We start from the raw sequence: 20,629 nt of genomic DNA, 5'->3' as shown, positions 1-20,629 counted from the left end.
CGACGGGTGTCGGAGCGTCCCGGGCGACAGCGGAGTTCACCACGCGGGTTGGCCGGCAGCCGATCGTGCAAGTCGACTCGCGCGCGTCGTCCGGACGGGTCCGGGGCTGCGCGAGAATGGGTCTGATCGTCGAGCGAACGGGGATTCCGAGACGACCGGGCAACCGAATTACCTGCACAGTCTATCCGACGACCCCGGCAGGCCGGTCGCCGCCCCGCCGGGGCTACGATCCTCGGATGACGACGACGCGAGCTGAGGCCGTTCCTGCGGTGGGATCTCTCGAGCACTCGGACGCCGTGGAGCTCCTCGGCCTCGTCGCGCAGCTCGAGCACGTGGCCTTCGCCCGGCTCGCCGCCGACTCCGCGCTGGCCCCCACGATCGAGCAGCGCCTCGAGCTCAGCCGTTTCGCCTCGGCCGCCGTCGAGCGCCGCGACCGGGTCCTGGCCCGCATCACCGAGATCGGCGGTGACCCCGTCGCGGCCGTGCGCCAGTACGACGACGTGCTCGACGACTTCGACGCCCGCACGCAGCCCGGCTCCTGGTGGGAGCGGCTGCTCAAGGCCTACGTCGGGTACGGCGTGGCCGACGACTTCTGCCGGCTCGCCGCCGAGGGCCTCGACGCGGGCTCGCGCGCGGTGGTCCTCGAGGTCCTCGACGACGCCTCCCACGCGGAGCTGGCGGTCGCGGAGCTCGACGCCGCCGGGTCCGCGGACGGTGTCCTCACCGCGCGCCTCGCGCTGTGGGGCCGGCGGCTCGTGGGGGAGGCCCTCGGCGTCGTGCAGCGGCTCCTGGTGCAGCGTCCCGCACTCGTGCGGCTGGTCTCCGTCGGTTCGGCCAGCCAGGACTCCGCACCGCCGAACGCCCCCGCCAAGCTCTTCGGGGAGCTGACCGCCCAGCACACGCGCCGGATGAGCCGCCTCGGCCTGACCGCCTGACCGCACGACGACGCCCCGCACGGATCCGTGCGGGGCGTCGTCGTGCACTCACTCAGATGTTGCCGAAGCCGACGCGGCCCTTCGACTCGGAGCCGATCTCGACGTAGCCGAGGCTCGCGGTCGGCACGATGACCCGACGGCCACGCACGTCCACCAGCTCCAGGGCCGGCCGTCCGCTCAGGGCGGCGGCCACGGCGGCAGCGACCTCGTCCGGCGTCTGGTCGGACTCGAGGCTGATCTCCCGAGGCAGGTTCTGCACGCCGATGGTGATCTCCACCGTCATCTCCTTCACGTCCTCACTCCACGCTGTGGTTCTCGGGCGCCTGCGGCCGGTGGGCCGGGCACGTCGTCCGATCCTAGGCGTCCTCGTACTCGAAGTCGGGCCGGATCAACGCGGACACCCCGCCCCAGGCCAGCTGGGTGACGAGCTCGACGGTGCGTTCCGGCCCGGCGTCGGACGGCTGGCGGAGCCGGTACGTCGCTGCGCCCTGCGCCATGGAGATCAACGAGACCGCGAGCATGCTCGCGTCGTCCAGCGGCAGGGCCGTGACCTGCGACAACACCACGGAGATGCGGCGGGCGGCCTCCGAGGAGGCGTGCTCGACCCGAGCGCGCACGTCGGCGTCGTGCGTGACGTCGGACTCGAAGAGCAGGGCGGACGACTCTCCTGCGCCCTCGACGAACATGATGTACGCCTCGACGATCGCGGCGATGACGTCGCGCCCGTCACCCCGGCGCACCGGCCCCTGCTCGATGCCCTGCACAGCGGCGTCGACGGCGACCAGCAGGTCGGCGCCGTTCTGGTCGACGACCGCGAGGTACAGGTCGAGCTTCGAGGGGAAGTGGCGGTACAGGACGGGCTTGCTGACCTCGGCCCGCTCCGCGATGTCGTCCATCGAGACGTGGTGGAAACCCTCGGAGGAGAAGAGCTCCTGGGCGATGCGCAGCACCTGGGCGCGGCGTTCGTCGCGAGCCATCCGCGGGCTGCGCGCCCGCGGGGTCGGGTCGTCTGTGCCGTCCGTCATCCCGCGATGGTAGCCACGGGACGTGTCCGAGATGCGACGATGACCGGGTGACGACCCCGGAACCGCTCCGGACGGACCAGGGACCGACGCGCGCGTCCCTGCGCCCGTCGGTCCCTCGTCGTCGACGCCGCACGGCACACGGTCGGTCCGCCGGGCGTGTCCTGCCCACCGTCGCGGCGGTCGTCGGGCTCACCCTCGGCGCAGCCAGCGCGCTCTGGGCCGCGGGCGCCCCGCAGACCGCGGCCCTGGTCGACGCGGCGCTCGGCACCGCGTCCCCGGCCGCCGCCGACGCCGTCGAGCGGGCCGGGTCGCAGAGCCGGGCGTCCGCCGGCCGTGAGCTGCGCGTGCTCGAGCCGGTGGAGGTGCCGCCGGGGATGCTGCCGACCGAGCCGGCGCCCGGCATCGTCGCCCTGCCTCCGGGTCTGACCGCACCGGACGTGGCCGCGGGGCTGCTCTCGGCCGACGTCGTCGAGGCCGCCGCAGGCACGTTCAGCGTGGTCCCGGGCGTCGACCCGGGGCCCGGGACGGGTGCCGTCCGCACCGTGCGGGTCGAGGTGGAGGACGGGCTGCTCGTCGACGGGCCCGCGTTCGCCGCGACCGTCATGGCGACTCTCAACGACCCCCGCGGGTGGGGCGCCGACGGGTCGCTGTCGTTCGCGCGGACCGACGGCGACGCCGAGATGCGCGTGATCCTCGCCTCCCCGGCGACGGTCGACGACCTCTGCGCACCCCTGGACACGGGCGGCGAGGTGTCGTGCGGCACGAACGGTCGAGCCGTGCTCAACCTGCGCCGGTGGGTGCTGGCGACGCAGGAGTACGCCGCGGACAAGGCGGCCTACCGGCAGTACCTGGTCAACCACGAGGTCGGGCACCTGCTCGGGCACCGGCACGAGAGGTGCCCCGGGGCGGGTCAGCGGGCGCCGCTGATGCAGCAGCAGAGCTACAAGGCCGCGCCCTGCACCCCGAACCCCTGGCCGTTCCCCTAGCTTCTCCGGCCGGCCGCGCGGGTCGTGCGTCCGGGTGTCGGCGGCTCGTGATGGGATCGTCGCGTGACCGGCCCCTCGCACGCCCTGCGCCTCGTGCGCCCGGCGTTCGCGGACGTCCCCGGGCGCGGCGCCGGCGCCCTCGTGGACCTGGATCCCGAGCAGGCCGAGGCGGTCGCCGCCACCGATCCCGCGGTGCTCGTGCTCGGCGCCCCCGGGACCGGCAAGACGACCGTCGCGCTCGAGGCGGTGGTCGCCGCGGTCGAGGGCGGGCTGTCCCCGGAGGACGTCCTGGTGCTGTCGTCGGGACGCCGTGCGGCCGCCGACCTGCGGGACCGGGTGGCCGCGCGGCTGCGGCGGACGTCGGGGCGGCCGCTCGTGCAGACCGCCGCCGCGGCAGCGTTCTCCGTGCTCCGGGCGCGGGCGTCCCTGCTGGGTGACCCGGTCCCGACACTGGTCTCCGGCGCTGAGCAGGACCTCCTGCTCGGCGACCTGCTCGCCGGGCACGCCGCCGGCGAGGGGGTGCCGCTCGCCTGGCCGCCCGAGGTCCGGCCCGACGTGCTCGGCCTGCGCCCCTTCCGCGACGAGCTGCGGGACCTGCTGATGCGCGCGGCGGAACGCGGCCTCACGCCGGTGGACCTCGCGGCTCTCGCCGACGCGCACCGCCGTCCCGCCTGGGCGAGCGCGGCGCGGCTCTACGAGGAGTACCTCGACGTCGTCCAGCTGCGCGCCGGCACGCCGGACCTCGGCGCGAGGCTCGACCCGGCGGTCGTCGTGGACGAGGCCGCGCAGGCGCTGCTGACGTGGGACGACGAGGTGCCCGGTGCGGTGCGGCCGCGCTGGCGGCTCGTGGTCGTCGACGACCACCAGGAGAGCACCTCGGCCACCGCCCGGCTGCTGCGGGTGCTCGCCGACGACGGCGCGCGGGTGCTCCTGCTCGCTGACCCGGACGCGGCCGTGCAGACGTTCCGGGGGGCGACACCGTCCCTCGTCGGGCGGGCAGGGGTGCGCGGGTCGGGACCGGGCGAGCTCGGAGCCCGCACGATCGTGCTGCGGACCGCGTGGCGGCACGACGCCGGCCTCCGAGCGGTCGTCGGGCGCGTCGCGGAGCGCGTCGGGGCGGTCGGCGCGGTGCAGCACCGGCGGGCCGTCGCCGCACGCCCCGGCGGTGGGGACGTGCGGGTCGCGGTGCTGCCGAGCACCGCACAGGAGGCCGCGTTCGTCGCGCACGCGTTGCGCAGCGCCCACGTGGAACGCGGGGTGGCGTGGTCGGAGATGGCCGTCGTCGCGCGGTCCGGCGCCCAGGTGACCGCGCTGCGGCGTGCGCTCGCGGGGGCGTCGGTCCCGGTCAGCGTGCTCGGCAGCGACGTGCCGCTGCGCGAGGAGCCGGCGGCACGGCCGCTGCTGGACGCCATGCGCGTGTGCGTCGGCGCCGCGACGCTCGATGCCGCCACCGCCGCCCGGTTGGCGTGCTCGCCGCTCGGTGGCCTCGACACGGTGGGCCTGCGGCGCGTGCGACGGGCGCTGCGCAGCCACGAGCTGGCGCAGGGCGGTGGCCGGGCCAGCGACGTCCTGCTCGTCGAGGCGCTCGGGTCGGCCGATGGCACCGACGTCCCCGGCGCCCGTGCGGTCGCACGCCTCGCCCGGGTCCTCGACGCGGGCCGTCGCGCCGCGGAGGTGCCGGGTGCCGACGCGCAGACCGTCCTGTGGGCGCTGTGGGACGCGGCCGAGCAGGCCGAGCCGTGGCGCCGGTCCGCGCTCGCCGGAGGTGCGGCAGGTGAGCGGGCCGACCGCGACCTCGACGCGGTGCTGGCGCTGTTCCGGGCGGCGGAGACCTTCGTGGACCGCATGCCGCGCTCGACGCCGGGCGCGTTCGTCGACTGGCTGCAGGCCCAGGACCTCCCGTCCGACTCCCTCGCGGCACGCGCCCGCCGGGCGTCCGTGCAGGTGCTGACCCCGGCGGGGGCGGCCGGCCGGGAGTGGGACCTCGTCGTCGTCGCGGGCGTGCAGGAGGGCACGTGGCCCGACCTGCGGCTGCGCGACTCGCTCCTCGGTGCCCAGGCGCTGGTCGACGTGGTGGCCGGCCGCGCGGTGCCCGGTGGCGCCGACGACGCCGGGTCGGCGGCCGCGGCGCGGGACGCGGTGCTCGCTGACGAGCTCCGGTCGTTCGTCGTGGCGTGCTCGCGCGCCCGCAGGTCGCTGCTGGTCACGGCGGTCGACGACACCGACCAGCAGCCGTCCCCGTTCCTCGAGCTCGTGGACCCGTCCGACGACGAGGGCGAGACGCGCCGGACGAGCGTGCCCGCCCCGCTGGACCTGCGCGGCCTCGTCGCACAGCTGCGGGCGCACCTCGAGCAGGCGGCGGTCGACGGGGTCGAGCCGGACCCGGCGGCGGCGCGCACGCTCGCGCGGCTGGCGGCGGCCGACGTGCCCGGCGCCGACCCCGCGCAGTGGCACGGCCTCGCCGAGCCGTCGAGCGCGGCACCCCTGTGGGACGCGGACACGCGCGTGCCGGTCTCGCCGTCCAAGGTCGAGACCGCCCAGCGCTGCGCGTTGCGGTGGGCCCTGGAGGCCGCCGGGGGGACCTCGACGGCCAGCGGCGGGCAGAACCTCGGCACCCTGCTGCACGCGATCGCGCAGGAGCACCCGCGGGGCACGGAGGCCGAGCTGTCCGCGGCGCTCGACCGGCGCTGGGCGGAGCTCGGGCTCGGCGCCGGCTGGCCGGCCCTGGCCACCCGGCGCAAGGCGGACGCGATGGTGCACCGGCTCGCCGTGTACCTGCGGAACGCGGGCGACCCGCTGCTGGTCGAGGGTGCCTTCGCCGTCGACACCGACAGGGCGTCGCTGCGGGGGTCGGTCGACCGCATCGAGCTGGTCGAGGACCGTGCCGACGGGCCGGTCGTGCGCGTCGTCGACCTCAAGACCGGTGCCAGCCCACCGAGCGTGAGCAAGGCCGCCGAGAACCCGCAGCTCGGGGCCTACCAGCTCGCGGTCGACGCCGGCGCCTTCGACGGGCTCCCTGCCGGCACGACGAGCGGCGGCGCGCAGCTCGTGTTCCTCGGCGCGGGCGTGACCGCGGTGACCCGGTCCCAGGAGCCGCTCGGGCCCGAGGTCGACGGTCCCAGCTGGGCGCGCACCCTGGTCGACCAGGTGGCCGACAAGATGGCCGCGTCCACGTTCGAGGCGACCGCCAACGACCTGTGCGACCGCTGCCCGGTCCGGCGCTCGTGCCCGGTCCGCGGCGAGGGCGGGCAGGTGGTCGCATGACTCTCTCCGCGGCACAGATCGCCACCCTGGTGGGCCAGCCGCCGCCGACCGACGAGCAGCGCGTCGTGATCGAGGCGCCGCTCGGCCCGTCGCTCGTCGTGGCCGGTGCGGGCTCGGGCAAGACGGAGACGATGGCGGCCCGCGTGGTCTGGCTGCTGGCGAACGGCATCGTCGAACCGGACCAGGTGCTCGGTCTGACGTTCACGCGCAAGGCGGCCGGGGAGCTCGCGGAGCGGGTGCGCAAGCGACTGCGGACCCTCGCGCGGGCCGCGGCCGCGGAGGGCCTCGTCCTCGGCGGGACCGTGGACGCCGCACGCACGGACGGCCTGGCCGGCCTCGCACGCCCGACGATCTACACGTACAACTCCTACGCGGCCTCCCTGGTGTCCGACCACGCGCTGCGGCTCGGGCTCGACCCGTCGGCGCGGCTGCTCGGCGAGGCCGCGCAGTGGCAGCTGGCCTCCGAGGTGGTCGAGGCGTGGAGCGACGACCTCGACACCGATGCCGCGACCTCCACGGTGATCGAGGCGGTCCTGACGCTCTCGGGCGCCCTGGACGAGCACCTGCTCGACGCGGCCCAGGCCCGGTCCGGCATCGAGGAGATCCTCGACGGGCTCGCCGCGACGCCCGCCGGCACACCGCCCCGCGAGCCGTACGCGGAGATCAAGAAGCTGGTGCGGTCGCTCGGGGAGCGGGTCCGCGTCCTCGAGCTGGTCGCCGAGTACCGCGCCCGCAAGCGGGCCGCCGACGCGATCGACTTCGGCGACCAGGTCGCCCTGGCGGCCCGGCTCGCGCTCGACGTGCCGGAGGTCGGCGCCGGCGAGCGGCAGCGGTTCCGGGTGGTGCTGCTCGACGAGTACCAGGACACCTCCTACGCGCAGCTGACGCTGCTCGGTGCGCTGTTCGGCGGTGGGCACCCCGTGACCGCCGTGGGGGACCCGAACCAGTCGATCTACGGGTGGCGCGGGGCGAGTGCGGGCGGTCTGGAGGGCTTCCCCACGTCGTTCCCGCAGGTCCACGCCGACGGCACCCGCACGCCCGCCGAGGTGCACCAGCTGTCCACGTCGTGGCGCAACGACCGCCTGATCCTCGCGGCGGCCAACCACGTCGCCGCACCGCTGCGCGCGTCCGCGACCCGCGTGCCCGTGCCCGTGCTCGCCGCCCGGCCCGGCGCCGGCGAGGGTCGGGTGCACGCGCACGTCGCCGAGACCGTGGAGGACGAGGCGCGGGCCGTCGCACAGTTCGTCCGGGACCGGTGGCGGCCCGCGGGCCCGGGGCGGGACCGGGTCACGGCAGCGGTGCTCTGCCGGAAGCGCTCGCAGTTCGAGACCCTGCGCCGCGCGCTGCGGGACGCGGGGCTGCCCGTCGAGGTCGTCGGCCTCGGCGGTCTCCTGTCCGCGCCCGAGGTCGTCGACCTCGTGGCGCTCCTGCAGACCGCGCACGACCCGGCGCGCGGCGACGCGCTCATGCGCCTGCTCACCGGCGCCCGCACCCGGCTCGGTGCGTCCGACCTGCACGCGCTCGCGGCCTGGTCCGGGGAGCTCGCGGCGCGGCACGGTGGCGGACCGCGAGCCCGCGGTCACGGATCGGGGCCGTCACCCGAGAGCTCCGCATCCGACGTCCTCCCGGAGCACCCCCCGGTCCCCGACGCGGCGGACGTCGTCGTCGAGGCCGACGCGGTCGACGAGCGGAGCATCGTCGACGCGCTCGACGCGATCAGCGAGCTCCCCGCCGAGGGCTGGACCAGCCGCGGCGGGCGGACCCTCAGCGCGGTCGGTCGAGCTCGGCTGGCCGACCTCGCGATCACCCTGCGGGCGCTCCGGGCGCACAGCTACCTGTCCGTCCCGGAGCTCGTCGGTGAGGCGGAGCGGCTGCTCGGGCTCGACATCGAGGTGGCCGCGCGCGCACGGACCTCGCCGGGCCGGGCGCGCGCGCAGCTGGACGCGTTCCGTGACGTGGCCGTCGAGTTCGCCCGCTCCGCCGACCACCCGAGCCTCGGCGGGTTCCTCGCCTGGCTCGAGGCGGCGGACACCCGGGAGAACGGTCTCGACATGCCGGTCACCGAGCCCGATCCCGACGCGGTGCAGCTCATCACCGTGCACGCCGCCAAGGGCCTCGAGTGGGACGTCGTCGCGGTCGCCGGGCTCGTCGACGGCGGCCTGCCCGCCACCGCGACCCAGGGCAAGGACGGGCCGAAGGACTCCGCGTGGCTCACCGGGCTGGGCTCGCTGCCGTACCCGTTGCGCGGCGACCGCCACGACCTCCCGGTCTTCGCGCACTCCGGCGCGGAGGACCCCAAGGAGCTGGAGGAGCGGCGCAAGCAGTTCGTGCTCGACGCCGGTGACCATCAGGTCGCCGAGGAACGCCGGCTCGCCTACGTGGCGCTCACCCGCGCCCGCTCCGACCTGCTCCTCACCGCGGCGTGGTGGGGCGACGGCTCCCGCGTGCGCAAGGTCTCCGTGTTCCTCACCGAGCTCGCCGAGGCTGGGCTCGTCGAGACGGGGGGCTGGGAGGAGGTGCCCGACGCGGGTGGCACCAACCCCCGGGCGTCGCTCGTGCTGTCGGCGACCTGGCCGGCGGACCCCTTCGGCACGGAGGCGTCCTCGACGCGCCGCGCGCACGTCGAGGACGCGGCCGCGCGTGTCCGCGCCGCGATGGCAGCGCGCGACGACCCTGGAGCAGCGGGCGCCGTCGGGGACCCGCAGTCGGGCCTGCAGCCCGTGCACCCGTGGGACGTGCTCGCCGACCGGCTGCTGGCCGAGCGCGAGCGCGTGCGGACGCCGTCCGGCGAGGTCGAGCTCCCCGCGCACCTGTCCGCATCCGCGCTGGTCAGGCTCGAGAGCGACCCGGGAGAGTTCGCGCAGCACCTGCGGCGGCCGGTGCCCGCCGAGCCCTCGCCGCAGGCCCGTCGGGGGACCCGCTTCCACGCCTGGGTCGAGGGCTGGTACGGCAGCGCGTCCCTGGTGGACGTCGACGCGCTGCCCGGTGCCGACGACGACTCGGCGAACCTCGACCTCGACGAGAAGGCGCTGCGGGAGGCGTTCCTGGCGGGCGAGTGGGCCAACCGGTCGCCGCTCGCCGTCGAGGTGGACATCGAGATCTCCGTCGACGGGTACGTGCTGCGCTCGCGCATCGACGCCGTGTTCCCCGATCCCGCGCGGACCGCCGGGACCGCTCCGCGGGCCGTGGTCGTGGTGGACTGGAAGACGGGTGCGCCGCCGAAGGACGAGGCCGCCCGGGCCTCCCGTGAGCTCCAGCTCGCCGTCTACCGGCTCGCGTGGTCGCGCTGGACGGGCACCCCGCTGGACCAGGTGCGTGCCGCGTTCTGCTATGTCGGCGCGGGGATGACCGTCTACCCGGACCGGCTGCTCGACGAGGCGGAGATCACCGCCCTGCTGCGTGCGGCGACGCGCGCCCAGGGTGCGCAGGGCGCCGGCGTCGTCGAACCGCGGCCGAACCGGCGCGGGCCGAGGACGAACACCCCGACGGGCCGCCGTCCGGGCTGGGAAGGCTCGAACGCGGCGTCACCGCGCCGGCCGACCCGGCCGGCGACGCCCACCCTGTTCGACGCCGACTGACATCACCGGTCCGGTGCCCGAGCACGGGACGTGCGGTTCAGTCGAGGAGCCGCGCCCTCACCCGGTCGAGCTCGTCGCAGGACATGCCGTGCTCGGTGAGGTAGGCGGCGACGTCGAGATCGCACAGGAACGCGCGGAGATGGCCCGTCACCTCGACCAACCGCGCACGGAGCTCGTCGGGGGATCGACCGGTCTCGTCGCCGAGGCCGGCCAGCGCGTAGTCGTTCATCGCGACGACGGCCGCCGCGTAGTCCTCGACGATCGCCTCCTGCGACACCCCGGCGAGCGACAGCAGGAGCACGGTGACGAGGCCGGTGCGGTCTCGACCGGCCGAGCAGTGCACGACGACGCCTCCGTCGGGTGCGTGCGCCACGGCGCGAACGGCGTCGACGACAAGGTGAGGCCAGAGCTCGAGGTTCGCCCGGTAGTACTCGGGCGAGTCGAGCACGTCGCCCCAGCGCGCCATGAAGTCTCGGTCCTCCCAGACCTCGACCGGGCGGTGCACCCGCGTGACACCCGCCGGCAGGGCGAGAGGCTCGATCTCGTGCGGGTTGCGCAGGTCGACGATCGTCCGCACACCCGCGTCGACGAGCTCTGCCCAGCCGTCCGCGTCGAGGCCGTCCAGCCGCGGGGCGCGAAAGACGCGCCCCGTGCGCGTGACCGCTGCCTCGGCGGGCAGCCCACCGAGGTCGCGTGCGTTGTGCAGGCCGCCCCAGCGGACGGAGCGGGCGGTCACGCCAGCAGCGACTCGGCCTGGGCGTTCTGCTCCTCGCGCGTGTGCGCCTCGAGCTCCTCGAGCATGGCGACGGCGTCGTCGATGATCTCGGGGTCCTGCGTGCGCACGCCGTAGAGCAGCCACCGGGCGAGCGCGAGCTCCCCGGCGAGGAGTGCGCGGTCGGCCAGGTGCGGGTCGGTGAGCTCGGTCCGGCGCAGCTGGTACGCCTCCATGATCGAGTCGGTCGTGTCCGGGTGGGCGGCGACCAGGAGCCAGGCGAGGTCGTCGGCGGGGTCCGCGACGCAGGCGTCGCCCCAGTGCAGGATGCCGGTGACCTTGTCGCCGTGGACCAGGACGCGCTCGCTCGTGAGGTCGCCGTGGACGACGGTCGGGCGGAAGCGCCAGAGGGCGACGTCCTCGAGCCGGTCCTCCCAGCGCCGCAGCAGCGCGGGCGGCACCTTGCCGGTGCGTGCTGCCTCGTCGACCTCCGCCTGGCGACGGCTGCGGTACTCGCCGGCGTCGTACGCGGGCAGGCCGGCGTTCTCCACCAGGCTGGTCGGCAGCTCGTGCACCGCGGCGATCGCGCGGCCCAGGTCGGCCGCGAGGCCGGGACCGGGGCCGAGACGGTCGAGCCGCAGCGGCTCGCCGGGGATCTCGGTGTGCACCGCTGCACGCCCACCCTCGGGCAGGTGCGCGAACCCGACGGGCGCGGGGACGGCGAACGGGAGCGTCCCGCGCTCGGCCTCGGACGCGAGCATGCCGAGCAGGACGATCTCGGCCTCGAGCGCGGCCCCGGCCGCGGCGTGCTGCGGTGCGCGGACGACCCACCGGTTGCGGTGGGCGTCGATCACGACCGCCGTGTCGAAGTCGGACCCGGGCTGGGCGGGCCGCCGGACGTCGAAGGCGTCGAGCCCCGGTACGGCGACGGTCGCCAGGGCGGCGAGGGCGAGAGGGGATCGAACCACCTGTCCAGGATAGGCGGGCGTGTCGGTCGTCCCGGCGGAGCCGCTCGGCGTGTCTTCGCCCGGTTGCGCCTGATTGCGGGGCGCGCGCACGGTCGGGCTCCGCCGCGTACGGTGACCGGCGTGATCGTTCCGGAGGACCTGCCGTTGTCCCGTGCCGGCGTCGACCGTGCCGCGCTGTCACGCACCGACGAGGGGTTCGTCGCCGCGGCGCTCGCGGACGACGCCACCCGGGTGCTGCTGGTGTGCGACGGCGCCGTCGTGACCTCCGCGGGGTCACGGCTCGCGCTGCTGCCCCCCGCGCAGGTCCCGGTGGTCTCGACCGGCGACGACGGCTGGCTCCTGCTGGGGCGCGGCGCGGCGGGTGAGACGTACCTGGCCCGACGGGTGCCGGACCGCCGACCGGCGCCCCGGGTCGGGGAGGCGGCGGACGTCCTGGTCCACGCCGCGCCGGTCGGCGTCGAGCCCGCGTCGGCGCTCCCCGACGGGCTCGGCTGGACCCCGCTGCGCGACATCGGCGCGGACCTGACCGCGCACGAGGCAGGGCTGGCCACCACGGCCGTCGCGCTCGACGCCTGGCACGCCCGGCACCCGCGCTGCCCGCGCTGCGGAGCCGCCACCCGGGTCGCGCAGTCGGGGTGGACGCGGGTGTGCGTCGAGGACGGCTCGGAGCACTACCCGCGCACCGACCCGGCGGTGATCATGGCGGTGGTGGACGCCGACGACCGGATCCTGCTGGGGCACGCGGCGCACTGGCCGGCAGGCCGGTGGTCGACGCTCGCGGGCTTCGTGGAGGCGGGGGAGTCCTTGGAGCACGCCGTCCGGCGCGAGGTGGCCGAGGAGACCGGGGTGCTCGTCGGCGACGTCGCCTACCGCGGGAGCCAGCCCTGGCCGTTCCCGGCGTCGCTCATGATCGGCTTCCGCGCCTCGGCGGAGTCCACCGACGTGACGGTGGACGGTGTCGAGCTCACGGAGGCCCGCTGGTTCTCCCGCGACGAGCTCGCCGCTGCGGTACGCACGGGCGACGTCATCCCGCCGGGGCGCGCGTCGATCGCGCGGGCTCTGGTGGAGGAGTGGTTCGGGGGACCGCTCAGCTGAGGCGGGCGCGGACCTGCGCGAGCGACGGGTTCGTGGCTGCCGTGCCGTCGGGGAACACCACCGTCGGGACCGTCTGGTTGCCGTCGTTGAGGGACTCGACCAGCGACGCCGCGTCGGCGTGCTCCTCGATGTTCACCTCGGTGTAGCCGATCCCCGCCGAGTCGAGCTGCGTCTTCAGCCGGCGGCAGTAGCCGCACCACGTCGTGGAGTACATCGTGATGGTGCCGGCGTCGGGCAGGGTCTGCGTGGTCATCGGTCCCTCGGGGTCGAAGCGGTCGGGCGCGGTCGTCGCCCAGGGCATCCAACGTTCGCGCGCCACCGGTTCTTCCCGCGTCGCACGGACGGGTGACGGTACCCGACGTGCACAGGCCGGCGACCAGGGTGTCGGCAGGTGCTGAGAGACTGTGCCCGATGTCCGCCGAAGCCCTCCTGGACGCGCTCGACCCCGAGCAGCGTGCCGTCGCCACCACGCTCCGGGGACCCGTGCGCGTGCTCGCCGGTGCGGGAACGGGCAAGACGCGCGCGATCACGCACCGCATCGCATACGGCATCCAGGTCGGCGCCTACCGCCCCGCCAACGTGCTCGCGGTGACGTTCACCGCCCGCGCCGCCGGGGAGATGCGCACCCGCCTGCGGCTGCTCGGCGCCCCCGGGGTCCAGGCCCGCACGTTCCACGCGGCCGCCCTGCGGCAGCTCGGGTTCTTCTGGCCCAAGGTCGTCGGCGGTCCGCCGCCGCGCATCGTCGAGCAGAAGGTCAAGCTCGTCGCGCACGCGGCCCAGCTGGTCGGCCTGGAGACGGACCGCGAGAGCGTGCGGGACCTCGCGTCCGAGATCGAGTGGGCCAAGGTCAGCCTGGTCACCGCCGACGACTACGCCAAGGCCGCCGCCGCGACGGACCGACCGGGCCCGGGTGGTACCGACCCGCAGTCGGTGGCACGCCTGATGGCGGCGTACGAGTCCGCCAAGGACCAGCAGGGCGTCATCGACTTCGAGGACGTGCTGCTCCTGCTCGCGGCGATGCTGGCCGAGCGGCGGGACGTCGCCGACTCGGTCCGGGAGCAGTACCAGCACTTCGTGGTCGACGAGTACCAGGACGTCAGCCCGTTGCAGCAGTACCTGCTCGACCAGTGGCTGGGCGGCCGGCAGGAGCTGTGCGTCGTCGGCGACCCGAGCCAGACCATCTACTCGTTCGCCGGGGCGTCCGCCCACCACCTCACGACGTTCACCCGGACCTACCCGCGCGCGACCACGGTGGAGCTGGTCCGGGACTACCGCTCCACCCCGCAGGTGGTGTCCCTGGCCAACCACGTGATGCACGCGGCCCGGAAGGCGGGCGGTCCGGCGCCGCTGGAGCTGCGGGCGCAGCGACCGGACGGCCCGGACGTCTCGTACGTGACCTACCCGGACGACGAGGCCGAGGCCGCCGGGGTCACGGACGCGATCGCGGCCTTGGTGCGCAGCGGCGTGGCCGCCGCCGACATCGCGGTGCTGTACCGGACCAACGCGCAGTCGGAGGCGTTCGAGGCGGCGCTGGCGGACCGCGGGATCGCGTACCAGGTGCGCGGGAACGCTCGCTTCTTCGCCCGCGCGGACGTGCGCAAGGCGATGGTCCTGCTGCGGGGCGGCGCTCGCGCGGCGGACCCGGCGACGCCGATGCCGGAGTCCGTCCGGGACATCCTGCGCAGCGCGGGCTGGACCGACGTCCCCCCGGAGGGCAGGGGAGCGAGCCGTGAGCGGTGGGATGCGCTGCAGGCCCTCGTCACCCTCGCGGACGCGCTCGCCGCCGCGCCCCCGACGGGCGACGGACCGCCCACCGTCTCCGACCTCGTCGCCGAGCTCGACGAGCGCGCCGCGGCCCAGCACGCACCGACCGTCGAGGGCGTGACCCTCGCGTCGCTGCACGCCGCCAAGGGCCTCGAGTGGGACGCGGTGTTCCTCGTCGGGCTGTCGGACGGTCTGCTGCCGACGGTCCAGGCGCAGACGGACGCGACCGTTGCGGAGGAGCGGCGCCTGCTCTACGTCGGGATCACCCGTGCTCGCGAGCACCTGCAGCTGTCGTACTCCCGTGCCCGCCACCCGCGGGCGCGGGCGAGCCGAGGCGTGTCGCGGTTCCTCACGGACCTGTGGCCCGACGAGCGGCGCAGGCCGGGTGTCCCGCGGCGTGACCTCGACGTGCGTCAGCAGGCGGTGGTCGACGGCCTGACCGCCTGGCGTGACGCGCACGCCGCCGAGCTGCGCCGTCAGCCGGCGTCCGTCCTGACCAGCGCGACCATCCGCGCGATCGCCGAGCGGTGCCCCAGCACGCTCGAGGAGCTGGGCTCGGTGCGTGGCGTCGGTCCGATGACGCTCGCGGACATCGGCGAGGACGTGCTGGCTGCCGTCCGAGCCACCGTGCGCGAACCCGCTCGTTGAGCCGATCGGGCGATGGCAGAAACTCGTCGGCGAAAGTTCGTTTATTCGGTTGTCCCCCGTGTGAGGCCGGTCCTAGTCTGGGCGACGTCCTTGTTGAGGGACCGCGCCGAAGGGCGAGGGTCCGAGCCGGAGAGGGGGTGGGTGCACCGATGAACACAAAGATCGACATGCCGAACGCGTACGCGTTCCTGCCGCGATCTGTCGCGCCCACCACGGTCTGGTTCCAGGGGATCGCTCTGCCCATCGGCGGCGGCGCCCTCGAGCTCTTCGGCGGGTCGAAGCGTCGCACGGCGACGGATCCCCGCACGCACCTGACCAGGACTCCCATGATCTGACCTCGAACGAGGCACAGGCCGCGGAGTCCGAACTCGGACCCGCGGCCTTTCTGTTCTCCCGATGACTCGGGTGGACGGGTTGGCAGTCGGTCCGGCACCGACGCAACACGCTCACCAGCAAGGACATCAGGAGGACATCGTGCGGCTCACGACGCTGCTCGACACGGTGAACCAGGGCGGATCCGGCCAGTGGCCCGTCACCGACACTTCGACGACCGACGACCGCCAGACGTTCGACCAGCTCGTCGCCGACTTCATCCCGTGCCGGGCGGGCGACCCCGAGCTCTGGTTCGCCGAGCGCACCGCCGAGGTCGAGCGCGCCAAGGCTCTGTGCCGCGAGTGCCCGCTGATGGAGGGGTGCCTGGCCGGTGCCATCGAGCGTGCCGAGCCGTGGGGCGTGTGGGGCGGCGAGGTGTTCGTCGGCGGTGTGGTGGTCGCGACCAAGCGTGGTCGTGGTCGCCCCCGGAAGAACGCAGCACCCGCGGCCTGACGGTCGCGATCAGCCCGGCGCGCCCACCAGCGACGCCGGCAGGGCGGTGCACCCGCACTCGGGGTGCACCGCCCACGTGCGTCTGCGCGGCACCGCGTCCGGCAGCGCCACCTCGAACGTGGCACCCGGCGCGAGGCCCGGGGCACGGTCGAGGTGCGCCAGCACGGCCGCAGCGCCGAGCCCGGCGCAGACGGCGACGACGGGTCCGGCCTCGTCGGCCATCCCACCGACCTGGAGCTGCGCGGCGATCGTGGGCCAGGACGGGTCGGTGTCGGCGCGGTGCAGGTCGAGGCAGCGCAGGCACGGACCGGTGCCGGGCGCGACGAACGGACCGACGACCGTGTCGGCCTCGCGGACGACGATGCCGAGGTGGGCGACGCCCCGGGCGACGAGGACAGGCCCGCGCCCGGGATCCGCCGCCCCGTCCTCGACGAGCACGACGACGTCGGGGCTCGTGTCCGAGCTGGTGGACACGTGCGGGGCGACGTCCCGCAGCAGCCGCGCAGCCACGTGCTCGCGCACGGCGCCGGCGTCGGCCCACCGGTACCCGCTCGGACCGACGTCCGTCGACCGCACCGGCCGGTCGTCGTCGACGAGCAGCGTGCCCACCCCCGCCGCGGCGAGGCCGACGGCGATGCCGAGCCCGGTCGGGCCCAGCCCGAGGACCGCGACGACCCGGTCCGCCCGCGCCCGGACGACCCCGTCGCCGTCCCCGTCGGCGCGCAGCAGGGACCACACCGCGGCGTCCACGGCCGCCGGTCCGCGCAGGACGGCACGCGGGGGGCCGTCGGTCGTCAGTCGTGCCTCGGTCAGGGCGTCGACGAGTGCCCGCACCCTGCCCGGGTCGACGTCGTGCCCGGCGACGAGGTGCGCGAGCCTGGTCAGGTCCGTCCGCGCGTCGACGGTCTGGAGCAGGTCCGCCTCGGCCGGGGTGAGGTCAGGCAGACGGACCGCCCACCGGGGGTCGGTCCCCACCTGGAGCTCCGTGGCGCCGCGTCGCAGCACCCGTAGCCCGGTACGCAGTCGCATGGCGTCACTCTGGCAGCGTCAGCCGGTGCCCGCGCCCGTCATCCACAGCCTCCGGACATGCCGAAGGGCACCGTCCGGACGGACGATGCCCTCGGGCGACGCGGTGGAGCTCAGGCCTTGCCGAGGATGCGGTTGAGCTTGGTGCCGCAGACCGGACAGACGGCCTTGGCCATCCTCCGACCGGACTCGGAGACGACGACGTCTCCCTCCGCCTGGCGCTTCTCCTTGCACTTCACGCAGTAGAACTCTCCTGCATATGTCTCTGCCATGGGGCCCTCCCTCGGTGTCCTGCACCGGACCGGGGAACCGCCGGCCGGCGGCCGGGCGTGGTGGTGCAGCCACGCCCGCGCGACCTTCACAGTAGTAGTCGGGGCGCCCACAGCCCGCGGAATCGTGCAGGACGCGCCGTGCGGCGATGGGTGAACAGGGCCGCGTGGGCGTCCCGCGCTAGCGTTCTTCCGTGCAGCCCACGCAGGACCTGTCGCAGGTGGAGATCCGCCGCTCACGCAAGCGCGTGCGCACGGTGACGGCCTGGCGCGAGGGCGAGCGCACGATCGTGGCCATCCCGGCACGGTTCACGCGGGCACAGGAGAACGAGTGGGTGCGCCGCATGCTGGCCCGGCTCGCGGCACAGGAACGGCGGCGGCGGCCGTCGGACGACGAGCTGATGGCGCGGGCGACGGAGCTGTCGGTGAAGTACCTGGACGGGCGGGCGCGGCCGACCACGGTCCGGTGGTCGACCAACCAGGGGCGGCGATGGGGGTCCTGCACCCCGTCGGACGGCACCATCCGGATCTCCGACCGTGTGCGCGGCATGCCGCGGTGGGTGCTCGACTACGTGCTGCTCCACGAGCTGGCGCACCTGCTGCACGCCGGGCACGGACCGGACTTCTGGGCGGTGCTCGACGCCTACCCCCGTACGCTGCGGGCACGCGGGTTCCTGGAGGGGTACGCCTACGCGGCGGAGCGGGGAGCGCACGTCCCGCCCGACGCGGCCGAGGCCGACGACGTCGTGGGTGAGGACGACGTCGTGGACGAGGTCGACGACGGCGGGATCGAGGAGCCGGACGGCGTCGTCGCCGACGAGGTGGACGTCGAGGACTTCCCGGCCGACGACGAGATCGACGACGGGCCGGTCGGTCAGCTGGAGCTCGAGCTCGACGACCTGGAGTCCGAGCGCCGGAGCTGAGGCTCGCCCGGTCAGAGGGCAGAGCCGAGGCCGGCACGCTCGCCACGCACCAGGGCGCGCGGCGTGCGGGTCAGGGGGCGGGGTCGGCGTTCGGGTCCTCGCCGAGGATCTCCGCGAGAGCACGGTCCACCTCGGCGGCGTCGTCGACGGCGGTCGCCCGGCGGGCCGCGTAGCCGGCGGGGTCGTCCAGGTCCTCGGTGCCGGGCAGCAGGTCGGGGTGGTCCCAGACGGCGTCTCGGGCCGTCGCTCCGTTGTCGCGGGTGATCTGCGCCCAGAGCGCCGCGGCGTCCCGGAGCCGGCGAGGTCGCAGCTCGAGACCGACGAGGTTGGCGAACGTCTGCTCCGCCGGCCCGCCGGCGGCACGACGACGGCGGATCATCTCGCGCAAGGCCATCGTGTGGGGCAGGTGGGGAAGTGCGGCCGTCGCGGTGACCTCGTCGACCCAGCCCTCGACGAGGGCGAGCGCCGTCTCGAGCCGTTCGAGCGCTGCCTTCTGCGCGGGGGTGGTGTGCGGCGCGAAGACGCCGCCCGACAGCGCCTGCTGGAGCGCCGCGGTGTCGGTCACGTCGATCGAGCGCACGGCCTCCTCGAGCTGGTCGGCGTCGATGGTGATGCCGCGCGCGTACGCCTCGACGGTGGCGAGCAGGTGGGCCCGCAGCCAGGGCACGTGCGTGAACAGGCGGGTGGCGGCGGCCTCGCGGAGGGCGAGGAAGAGCCGGACCTCCTCGGCCGGCGCGTCCAGCCCCTCGGCGAACGCGTCGACGTTGGCGGCCACGAGCGCGGGCGTCGGCCGGTCGAGCAGCGGGAGGCCGATGTCGGTCGTGCCGAACACCTCGTGCGCGAGAGTGCCCGCCGCCTGGCCGACCTGCATGCCGAACACGGCCGACCCGAGCTGGCGCAGGAGCTGGCCGGGCTCGATCCCGCCGGGGAGCGCGAGGTCCTCCGGTGCTCCCTCGGGCAGCGCGCCACCGAGCGCACCGACGAGCGCGACGGACAGCGAGGACGCGACCGGCTCGGTCAGGGTGCGCCACGTCGGCAGGGTCGCCTCGACCCACTCCGCGCGGCTCCACGCCCGCGGGGTGCCCGTCGACGGCGGCAGGTCCGTGGCTGCGTCGAGCCACAGCTCGGCGACGGCGAGCGCGTCGAGGACCTGGCGGGTCTGGGCGGCGGTCAGGGACGGGTCGCCGCCCGCCGCGGCCTGCTGGCGGGCGAGGTCGTGCGCCATCTGCCAGTTGACCGGGTCGTCGCCCGACGCAGCCAGCAGGGCCTGGACCTGCGCGAACACCTGCTGGAGGGCCGCCGGGTCGTCGGGGAGACCGGAGGCGGCGGCCATCGCGCCGGGGTCGAAGCCGCGTTCCTGCAGCTCGCGGATCGCCTCGTCGGCGCCGTCACCCAGCATCGCGCGCATCACCTGCTCCCAGGCGGGCACGCCACCATCGGCTCCCGGGACGGCGGAGTTGTCGGGGCTCACGTGGACCTCCTGCGACGATAGGGCCGGCTGCGAACCACGGTAACCGCGCAGCACAGGAACGAGGGATGGTGGGCGAGCAGATTCGCTCAGGGCGCAGCACGCGACGCGACGGTGTGTCGACGGGCTCGGCGGACGACGTCGTCGTCGTCGGCCGGGGACCGATCGCGTCCGCGGTCGCGTCCGCCTGGGGCGAGCAGGTGCGCACCCTCGACGAGGTCCCGGCCGACGACCCGCACGACGCGCTGGCCGGTGCCGACGTGGTGGTGCTCGTCGCGCACCCGGGCGACCTCGTGGGCTCCCCGGTGAAGGGCGGTCGCGAGCGGGAGGCGGCCGTGGTCGCTCACACGCAGCGCGTCCTCGGCGCCGCGCGGGCGGTCGGTGCCCGGCACGTCGTCGCGATCGGGTCGGCCGTCGTGCACGGTGCGTGGGCGGATCGTCCTGTGATCCACGACGCCGACGCCCTGCCACGCGCCGACGAGGCGGCCCGCGAGGGTCTGGTCGGCGACCTCCTGGCCGCCGAGGCCGTGCTGGAGCGTGCTCGACGTCGCAAGGCCCCGCTCGTCACGGTGCTGCGTCCCGCGGCCGTCGTCGGGGTCGGGATCGACACGTTCGTGACCCGGCACTTCGAGGCGCCGCGTCTGCTGACGGTGCGTGGCGCCGTCCGGCAGTGGCAGTTCCTGCACGTCGAGGACCTTGCCGCCGCCGCCCGGTTCGCGGTGGCGCACCGGCTCACGGGCGCCCTCACGGTCGGCGCGGACGACGTGCTCGAGCCGGCCGCCGTCGAGGCGGCCGCCGGGATGCGCCGGATCGAGCTGGCGGCGACCACCGCGTTCGGCACCGCTGAACGCCTGCACCGTGTCGGGGTGCTGCCCGCGCCGGCCTCGGAGCTCGCGTTCGTCGTCTACCCGTGGACCGTCGCGGCCGACCGGCTGCACGAGGCGGGCTGGACCGCGCGGTGGTCGAGCGCCGCCTGCCTGGACGTGCTGCTCGAGGGCGTCCAGGGCCGGGTCGCCGTGGCCGGGCGGCGCGTCGGCACCAAGGACGCCGCGGCGCTCGGGGCCGCGGGGGCGGCGGTGGCCCTCATCGGCACCGCGGCCGTGTGGCGCCAGGCCCGCGCCCGGCGGCGCCCGTGAACGGGAC

18 protein-coding genes are annotated in these 20,629 nt (G+C 75.5%); 10 read left to right on the top strand and 8 right to left on the bottom strand.

Going from position 1 to position 20,629, the window contains the following annotated elements; genetic code table 11:
* The first annotated feature begins 236 nt into the window (after positions 1-236).
* Positions 237-935 (top strand): ferritin-like fold-containing protein, encoded by a 699-nt coding sequence (locus CTE05_RS00210; protein WP_146844128.1) that lies wholly within the window; start codon positions 237-239, stop codon positions 933-935.
* A gap of 52 nt (positions 936-987) precedes the next feature.
* Here CTE05_RS00210 and CTE05_RS00205 read toward each other — a convergent pair whose 3' ends face one another.
* Together CTE05_RS00205 and CTE05_RS00200 are read right to left on the bottom strand one after the other, a co-directional pair.
* On the bottom strand, positions 988-1,218 hold the full coding sequence (locus CTE05_RS00205) for a DUF3107 domain-containing protein (RefSeq protein WP_210768092.1): 231 nt from the start codon (positions 1,216-1,218) through the stop codon (positions 988-990).
* Between the two features lie 73 nt (positions 1,219-1,291).
* A complete protein-coding gene (locus CTE05_RS00200) occupies positions 1,292-1,960 on the bottom strand; it encodes a TetR/AcrR family transcriptional regulator (protein WP_146844127.1) in 669 nt (222 codons plus the stop codon).
* A gap of 47 nt (positions 1,961-2,007) precedes the next feature.
* On the opposite strand from CTE05_RS00200, the gene CTE05_RS00195 reads away from it, so the two are divergent.
* The 3 genes from CTE05_RS00195 to CTE05_RS00185 all read left to right on the top strand — a co-directional run bounded on the left by CTE05_RS00195 (position 2,008) and on the right by CTE05_RS00185 (position 9,788).
* Positions 2,008-2,946 carry a DUF3152 domain-containing protein gene (locus tag CTE05_RS00195; RefSeq protein WP_246123165.1) on the top strand — a complete coding sequence of 313 codons (939 nt, stop codon included), beginning with the start codon at positions 2,008-2,010 and terminating at the stop codon, positions 2,944-2,946.
* Between the two features lie 63 nt (positions 2,947-3,009).
* The gene (locus tag CTE05_RS00190) at positions 3,010-6,210 is read left to right on the top strand and encodes an ATP-dependent helicase (RefSeq protein ID WP_146844126.1); all 3,201 of its coding nucleotides are present in this window, start codon (positions 3,010-3,012) and stop codon (positions 6,208-6,210) included.
* Positions 6,207-9,788: an ATP-dependent DNA helicase gene (locus CTE05_RS00185; RefSeq protein ID WP_146844125.1), complete on the top strand. Its 3,582-nt coding sequence runs from the start codon at positions 6,207-6,209 to the stop codon at positions 9,786-9,788. Before CTE05_RS00190 ends, CTE05_RS00185 begins: the two co-directional genes overlap by 4 nt.
* 37 nt (positions 9,789-9,825) lie before the next feature.
* Here CTE05_RS00185 and CTE05_RS00180 read toward each other — a convergent pair whose 3' ends face one another.
* Both CTE05_RS00180 and CTE05_RS00175 read right to left on the bottom strand, forming a co-directional pair.
* Positions 9,826-10,524, bottom strand: coding sequence for a tyrosine-protein phosphatase (locus CTE05_RS00180; RefSeq protein WP_186814684.1), 699 nt, complete (start codon positions 10,522-10,524; stop codon positions 9,826-9,828).
* Positions 10,521-11,468, bottom strand: a complete 948-nt coding sequence (locus tag CTE05_RS00175) for a phosphotransferase (protein WP_146844123.1) — start codon at positions 11,466-11,468, stop codon at positions 10,521-10,523. The genes CTE05_RS00180 and CTE05_RS00175 overlap by 4 nt, the downstream gene beginning before the upstream one ends.
* Positions 11,469-11,588: 120 nt before the next feature.
* Here CTE05_RS00175 and nudC point away from each other — a divergent pair, with 120 nt between their 5' ends.
* Complete coding sequence (gene nudC / locus CTE05_RS00170; protein WP_307724273.1) at positions 11,589-12,563, top strand: NAD(+) diphosphatase; 975 nt, start codon at positions 11,589-11,591, stop codon at positions 12,561-12,563.
* Here the strand turns inward: nudC and CTE05_RS00165 are convergent.
* Complete coding sequence (locus tag CTE05_RS00165; RefSeq protein WP_146844453.1) at positions 12,556-12,816, bottom strand: mycoredoxin; 261 nt, start codon at positions 12,814-12,816, stop codon at positions 12,556-12,558. The two genes, nudC and CTE05_RS00165, sit on opposite strands and share 8 nt — an antisense overlap.
* A 158-nt stretch (positions 12,817-12,974) precedes the next feature.
* Here CTE05_RS00165 and CTE05_RS00160 point away from each other — a divergent pair, with 158 nt between their 5' ends.
* The 3 genes from CTE05_RS00160 to CTE05_RS00150 all read left to right on the top strand — a co-directional run bounded on the left by CTE05_RS00160 (position 12,975) and on the right by CTE05_RS00150 (position 15,800).
* A complete protein-coding gene (locus CTE05_RS00160) occupies positions 12,975-14,975 on the top strand; it encodes an ATP-dependent DNA helicase UvrD2 (protein ID WP_146844122.1) in 2,001 nt (666 codons plus the stop codon).
* Positions 14,976-15,124: 149 nt separating this feature from the next.
* The gene (locus CTE05_RS00155; RefSeq protein WP_146844121.1) at positions 15,125-15,310 is read left to right on the top strand and encodes a hypothetical protein; all 186 of its coding nucleotides are present in this window, start codon (positions 15,125-15,127) and stop codon (positions 15,308-15,310) included.
* 139 nt (positions 15,311-15,449) lie between these two features.
* Positions 15,450-15,800: a WhiB family transcriptional regulator gene (locus tag CTE05_RS00150; protein ID WP_146844120.1), complete on the top strand. Its 351-nt coding sequence runs from the start codon at positions 15,450-15,452 to the stop codon at positions 15,798-15,800.
* Between the two features lie 9 nt (positions 15,801-15,809).
* Here the strand turns inward: CTE05_RS00150 and CTE05_RS00145 are convergent, their stop codons facing one another.
* Positions 15,810-16,829 (bottom strand): thiamine biosynthesis protein ThiF, encoded by a 1,020-nt coding sequence (locus CTE05_RS00145; protein ID WP_146844119.1) that lies wholly within the window; start codon positions 16,827-16,829, stop codon positions 15,810-15,812.
* Between the two features lie 110 nt (positions 16,830-16,939).
* Complete coding sequence (locus tag CTE05_RS00140) at positions 16,940-17,098, bottom strand: DUF5679 domain-containing protein (protein WP_146844118.1); 159 nt, start codon at positions 17,096-17,098, stop codon at positions 16,940-16,942.
* 191 nt (positions 17,099-17,289) lie between these two features.
* Between CTE05_RS00140 and CTE05_RS00135 the strand changes: the two genes are divergently transcribed.
* Entirely contained in the window at positions 17,290-18,018 is a 729-nt protein-coding gene (locus CTE05_RS00135) for a SprT-like domain-containing protein (RefSeq protein WP_146844117.1), read from the top strand.
* A gap of 70 nt (positions 18,019-18,088) precedes the next feature.
* Here CTE05_RS00135 and CTE05_RS00130 read toward each other — a convergent pair whose 3' ends face one another.
* The gene (locus CTE05_RS00130; protein WP_146844116.1) at positions 18,089-19,489 is read right to left on the bottom strand and encodes a zinc-dependent metalloprotease; all 1,401 of its coding nucleotides are present in this window, start codon (positions 19,487-19,489) and stop codon (positions 18,089-18,091) included.
* Between the two features lie 65 nt (positions 19,490-19,554).
* Between CTE05_RS00130 and CTE05_RS00125 the strand changes: the two genes are divergently transcribed.
* Positions 19,555-20,622 carry an NAD-dependent epimerase/dehydratase family protein gene (locus tag CTE05_RS00125; protein ID WP_146844115.1) on the top strand — a complete coding sequence of 356 codons (1,068 nt, stop codon included), beginning with the start codon at positions 19,555-19,557 and terminating at the stop codon, positions 20,620-20,622.
* The last annotated feature ends 7 nt before the right edge of the window (positions 20,623-20,629 follow it).

Source organism: Cellulomonas terrae, from assembly GCF_007990265.1.
In the GTDB taxonomy this organism is placed as follows: domain Bacteria; phylum Actinomycetota; class Actinomycetes; order Actinomycetales; family Cellulomonadaceae; genus Cellulomonas; species Cellulomonas terrae.
This window is presented reverse-complemented; position numbering and strand designations above follow the sequence as displayed.

Excerpts from the sequence above, each read along its gene's own strand:
- CTE05_RS00205 (WP_210768092.1), bottom strand. The coding sequence starts at position 1,218 with ATGACGGTGGAGATCACCATCGGCGTGCAGAACCTGCCTCGGGAGATC.
- CTE05_RS00200 (WP_146844127.1), bottom strand. The coding sequence starts at position 1,960 with ATGACGGACGGCACAGACGACCCGACCCCGCGGGCGCGCAGCCCGCGG.
- CTE05_RS00210 (WP_146844128.1), top strand. The coding sequence starts at position 237 with ATGACGACGACGCGAGCTGAGGCCGTTCCTGCGGTGGGATCTCTCGAG.
- CTE05_RS00145 (WP_146844119.1), bottom strand. The coding sequence starts at position 16,829 with ATGCGACTGCGTACCGGGCTACGGGTGCTGCGACGCGGCGCCACGGAG.
- CTE05_RS00185 (WP_146844125.1), top strand. The coding sequence starts at position 6,207 with ATGACTCTCTCCGCGGCACAGATCGCCACCCTGGTGGGCCAGCCGCCG.
- CTE05_RS00140 (WP_146844118.1), bottom strand. The coding sequence starts at position 17,098 with ATGGCAGAGACATATGCAGGAGAGTTCTACTGCGTGAAGTGCAAGGAG.
- CTE05_RS00155 (WP_146844121.1), top strand. The coding sequence starts at position 15,125 with ATGAACACAAAGATCGACATGCCGAACGCGTACGCGTTCCTGCCGCGA.
- CTE05_RS00160 (WP_146844122.1), top strand. The coding sequence starts at position 12,975 with ATGTCCGCCGAAGCCCTCCTGGACGCGCTCGACCCCGAGCAGCGTGCC.
- CTE05_RS00125 (WP_146844115.1), top strand. The coding sequence starts at position 19,555 with ATGGTGGGCGAGCAGATTCGCTCAGGGCGCAGCACGCGACGCGACGGT.
- CTE05_RS00165 (WP_146844453.1), bottom strand. The coding sequence starts at position 12,816 with ATGACCACGCAGACCCTGCCCGACGCCGGCACCATCACGATGTACTCC.